Here is a 4,806-nt window from a genome sequence, read left to right as displayed (position 1 = left end):
CACCGAAATCGAACGCTGGCGACGCGAATACAACGAGGACCGACCCAAGAAGGCGATCGGCGGCATGACCCCGGCTGCTTATGCCCAACATCTGGCAAACACCGATATCATTACCCCCGGACTCTAAACCAAACCACTACTCAGGGTGGGGGGACGTCGGCCGGAACTTCAACTCCCAATGCGCTACCCCAGCCTCGCCATCAGGCAAAGGCAAATCCCCAACCGTTGCCTCAGGCGTCAGCACCTCGATCGGCTGTGGGGCAAAGTTCTTCTCCAAGGCCTCAGCCGTCTCCACCATCGCTTTTCGAGCCCGCTTGATCCGCCCCTGCTGGATCGCTTGGATGCGCGAGGAGACATGCCTCTTCGTTCGCGCCAAGCGCCGCTGTGCTCTGGCCACCACTTTTGTATCGGGATCGTATTCTTGCTCATAGAGCTTGGCTTGCGCATCTAGCACGGCCATGCGCGCTTTGTAGGGTCGCACCAGCGTATGGGCATACTTGCTGATTGAGCGAGCAAGCATCTCGGTGTCTTCAAAGAGAAATGGCTTGGTGGCGTAGCTATCCACTCGCCGGCAAACGAGTGTGGAGTGCGCCCGCTGGAACTCGGGTTCAATCTGGATACCCGGGATCTGCCGCAATACTTCGAGAGACTGCTGAGCCACCTCTCGCTGGGCCTCGAGCCAATCTTCGATCAACTGCGCCTGCGCATTGAGCAACTCAGCGTCTTGTCGGCCCGAGGAACGAGCCAAACGCGTCACGCGACTAAGATGTCGGGTTTGACCGCTGTAAGGCGTGTAGAGACCCGGGCGAGGCGCTGGCGCACGCGCCAAGCGCTCTTTGATCTGCCGCACCCGCTCTGCGCCTGACAATCGTGTCTGCCCAACCGCTGTGCGTCCGTCCAATCCAGAAGCCTGTGCATTGGCCCGATCCCGAAGTGCTGTCGCATGGCTATGAGACGGTGGCACCTCGTGCACGAGACCACCGCTTTTTTTCATGTGCTCAGCGACAAGCTTTGAAAGCGCCAGTGCTGCTTCTCGCCCACCTGCCCCTCTCACTTCTGCTGTGAACTTCGTTTTGCGCATCACCGCCACTTTGGCTTTGCCCAAGTGCTTGCCAGGCCGGCGCGTGAGTTCGCGGGCGCGTTCAAACTCTCCATTACGCGCGGCTTCGTATGCTTGTGCTCGGAGACTGCGATGATCTACCCGAGCCGGGGCGCCCGCATTTTTCAAGTGCGCATTGATGACCATTGCAATGTCTTTGCGGATTTGCCGCAGCGCTCGTGTGCCGCCGCCTTGTCGCGCATCAAACTCAGCGCAGGCGCGCTCCCCTAGTCCTCCCGGTCCGACCTGCCTGGCTGACATCAGCAAATGCACATGATGATTGCGCTGATCACCATATTTGCTTGGTGTGTGCACAGCGACCAATACGGCGACTTTGAACCGATTGACCAGCAATTGGCCAAGCGCTAAAGCGAGCGCTCTCCGTTGGTGTGGATCGAGTTGATGCGGAAGCGACACCTCGACTTCTCGGCAAACGCGTGCGTTCTTGCGCGTCTCGGCCGCTTCGTTCGCGTTCCAAAAATACTGTGCATCAAAGCACCACTCGGGCGCTCCTTTCGGCGCAAGCATCTGATGGAAATCGACACCGCCTCGGTGGGAATAATTGTGGCCAAGCCCTGTGCTCATATCGAGCAGATCAAACCCTGCGCGGTAAGCAGCTGCTGCGACCGAAGAGTCGCCGTTGCCTCGACTGAAAGACTTCATTGTTGCGTGATAAATCGCCATTTGTGAAACTCCTGTTTGTGGAGCACACATAGAAGCGGCAGAGCATCGCCCGTCGAGAGAAAAGCGAACTCGACAGCACAGAGACCTCGGTCACGAGGTTTTGAAGTGGCTGTGTTGCCTAGCGGAGCATAGGCAACGAGGTGGCGAAGCCACCGCACCGACCCGCAGCGTTGGCGCACGGTTTCTGCAAAGCAGAAACCATAAGTGCGCTCTTGCTCTCTAATTTTTCTTTGAATTTTCTTTGCCACAGTTGGATCAACCATTGCTCTTTTTGCATATAAATATTAGTTATACCAAAGAATGAATAAGACCTGTACGAGCCTGATTACGCCCTCACGCCACGTGTCGTTTTTATGCTGACTGTCCATGCAGAAGTGATGTCCCGTGGCCTCGGGAAATCCAAGCAGCAGCAAGACGAATTGCCGTCAGGTTGGTAGCATCACCAACGCCGATCGAACGCTAAGTCGCAATAGCTGCGGAAACAAGGAAGCGAAATGCCCAATGACTACTGGGACATGGATGACAAGAACGACCCCACCCTGTTGAGCCTTGCCAGCGTGAGCGCCTCAATGCTCGTGCCCTTTCCAGTGGGAAGACTGCCGGATGCTTCTTTGCTCTGGCTCAATGAGCGCTGGTTTCACGACTTAGGCATAGCCATCCACGACGCGCCAACTCGGGCCCGCATCTCAGCGTCCTTGCTTGAGCGCTTTGCCGTGACCTCTATCGAAGCCCACTGCGTTGCCGCCACCTTCGGCGGACAGACACTGGGCGCTGATCGCTATGGTGGGAGCGGTGGGGCGATCCACGGGGGGAGTGGCCGCTGTGGCTCCGATGGCATGCTCATCGCCAAAGGAACCGGCCCCACGCCACTGGTCTCCGAGGCCCATGATTGGTCACACTCCCATGGCTGTCTCTATCTTTACGATGCCATTCGCGAGGCAGTCGCCAGCGAGATCCTCAACGCAGAACTGCCCCACGGGGCAGTCCCCATCGTTGCCATCATCGATGCCGGCTTCTCCCTGGCGCGCACCGATGCCGACGAGCCGGAGCGGTGCGCCATTCTGATCAGGCCTGCTTTCCTGCGCTTGGCGCATTTCGAGCGCAGCCTGTATTTCGGGACATCAGGCAGTGCAAACAGCGATCAATTTCAAGATAGCCTGCGAGTCAAAGATGCCATCCACTTTGCCGACGAACACACGCAGCGCGATGCCGACAATCCCAATGACCTAGGCGTTGACTTGTCTGCGCTCTACCTCCGCCTTGCCGAGCAGATTGCCGCAAGTCGCGCGCATCGCCTCTGGACCGGACGCCCGACAAGCGACAACATCACTTCGAATGCGCAGTTTCTGGATTTCGGCGGCTTCCGCGCAATTCCCACCTGGAAGCGTGGCACTGATGGGCATCGTCACTTTTTCGGCGATGAGATGCGTGATGTTCGCCACTCGCTTCCCTCGCTTGCCTATTTCTTCAAGAAGTATTCCCGCTTTGACAAGGCAATCGCCAACATCGATCAGCTGCTTATCCAGATCGAGCATCACATGGAAGCTGCGTTTCTCCATCACTGTGCAGAAGCGTGTGCCTTGCCTCAGTCAAGCCCAGAGGCGTTGCATTTCAAAGCGCTCATTGCGCGCTACTACCGCGAGCAACAGCGCATTGACTATGCGTTCGATCAGCCCACAAAGCACGGCGAGCGCCACGATTGGCTCTCTGACCACATCAAAGGCAAAGCAACCCAGGGCTCTCAGACAGGCGAGGAGATCAACTCGCTCCTGCACGCACTTCCGAATGCAGCTCTCCATCTTTGTGCCGCCAACCGCTGGCTGAGACCACGACCACGCCTTTCCTATCGCGTCTCTAAGCGCCGGGCGATCAAGCTGGTGCGGTCGATCCTTGTCGATCGGTCGTCGGGACCCGAGCGGGTCTCGGCCTTTATCGCAACCGAGGTCGCGGTCTCGCGCCGTGTTTGGAAAGGCTTACCACCACACTGGCTTGTCTTGGGCTACGCAAGCGATCACGTGTCCACCGCTTTGTATTTCTTTGATACGCATCGTATGGCCTATACAGTCCAGCTGGAGGGACCACGCGTGCATGGCGGAACACTGCTTTTCGGCGCCGAAGTCGCAGATGAGAAACTCGGCATCACCAATTCTGGCCATAGAACCGTCGCGCGTGTCGACTGCGAACCCACCAGCTACCTGGTAGGTCTAAGCTTGAACGGGCGTGCATCAATCCCTACCGCACTGCTCACCTTCCCGGACGCTGCAGTTGCAGCGCAGACATTGAGCTCAACCACCGCCCATGCAACCTAATGCCGTTGATGCGCAGGCACTTGGCCTGGCAATGCAACTCCTGTTCAAGACTGACCGCAAGAAGTTCAGTATCGCAGCGGCTTATGTGTGGCTATGGCCTGCAATTCGCCTAGGCCAGCTCGTCACGATCGAAGACGAAGACGGGGTCTGGACCGGCTACGCCTTATGGGCTTATCTGACGCCTGAAACCGCCAGTCATTTGGTTGTGCAAGATCCGCCGTTCTTGCCAATTAGCGACTGGAACGAAGGTGATCAACTCTGGATCTTGGATTTCGTGGCTATGCCAGGGCATCACCGACGCCTGGCGAAGGCACTTCGGGACCGCGTGCGACCACACTTCAAGCAAGCGCATCGCTTGGTGCGAGATAAGGCGGGCGCTATGCTGGGAACCAAGACTCACAGACTTCGCAAAGATAGCTGAGGAAGACACGTTGCTTCCTTGATACGAATGGACGAACCGAAGCGACAAGGCAGTTGCAACCTATGCACGAAGTGACATCAAGGTCGACCAAGGCCTGGACTGGATTTTTGTTCCTGGGCTTCGGTTCTGGTTTGCCTTATCCGCTGATCGGCAGCACCTTAGGCTAGTCGTCCCTGAAAAACCCCTGTCAAACCTCCATTGCCATGTTTGCGAGCCGCATAGTGCTTGAGCACGTTGAGGAACGCTCCCGCACCACCTGCAACCAGGCACGCAAAAAGGCGATCCAGCGCAGC

General features: G+C 57.5%; 4 protein-coding genes and 1 pseudogene. 4 read left to right on the top strand and 1 reads right to left on the bottom strand.

Annotation, left to right across the window (positions count from 1 at the left end):
* Positions 1 to 127 (top strand): integrase core domain-containing protein (locus F7R02_RS24285; RefSeq protein WP_151210081.1); only part of this gene is annotated, 127 nt, incomplete at its 5' end.
* Positions 128 to 1,105: 978 nt separating this feature from the next.
* Positions 1,106 to 1,330 (top strand): hypothetical protein, encoded by a 225-nt coding sequence (locus F7R02_RS27090; RefSeq protein WP_235857309.1) that lies wholly within the window; start codon positions 1,106 to 1,108, stop codon positions 1,328 to 1,330.
* Here the strand turns inward: F7R02_RS27090 and F7R02_RS27085 are convergent.
* A pseudogene (locus tag F7R02_RS27085) lies at positions 1,223 to 1,684 on the bottom strand (MobA/MobL family protein); the annotation flags it as partial. The gene F7R02_RS27090 and the pseudogene F7R02_RS27085 sit on opposite strands and share 108 nt — an antisense overlap.
* Before the next feature lie 593 nt (positions 1,685 to 2,277).
* On the opposite strand from F7R02_RS27085, the gene F7R02_RS24275 reads away from it, so the two are divergent.
* Positions 2,278 to 4,092 carry a protein adenylyltransferase SelO family protein gene (locus F7R02_RS24275; protein ID WP_078589772.1) on the top strand — a complete coding sequence of 605 codons (1,815 nt, stop codon included), beginning with the start codon at positions 2,278 to 2,280 and terminating at the stop codon, positions 4,090 to 4,092.
* Positions 4,082 to 4,513 (top strand): toxin-activating lysine-acyltransferase, encoded by a 432-nt coding sequence (locus tag F7R02_RS24270; protein WP_046342229.1) that lies wholly within the window; start codon positions 4,082 to 4,084, stop codon positions 4,511 to 4,513. The genes F7R02_RS24275 and F7R02_RS24270 overlap by 11 nt, the downstream gene beginning before the upstream one ends.
* The last annotated feature ends 293 nt before the right edge of the window (positions 4,514 to 4,806 follow it).

The organism is Xanthomonas cissicola, from assembly GCF_008801575.1.
Lineage (GTDB): Bacteria > Pseudomonadota > Gammaproteobacteria > Xanthomonadales > Xanthomonadaceae > Xanthomonas > Xanthomonas cissicola.
Note: the sequence above shows the minus strand (reverse complement) of the source record. Positions and strands in the feature narration are given on the sequence as shown.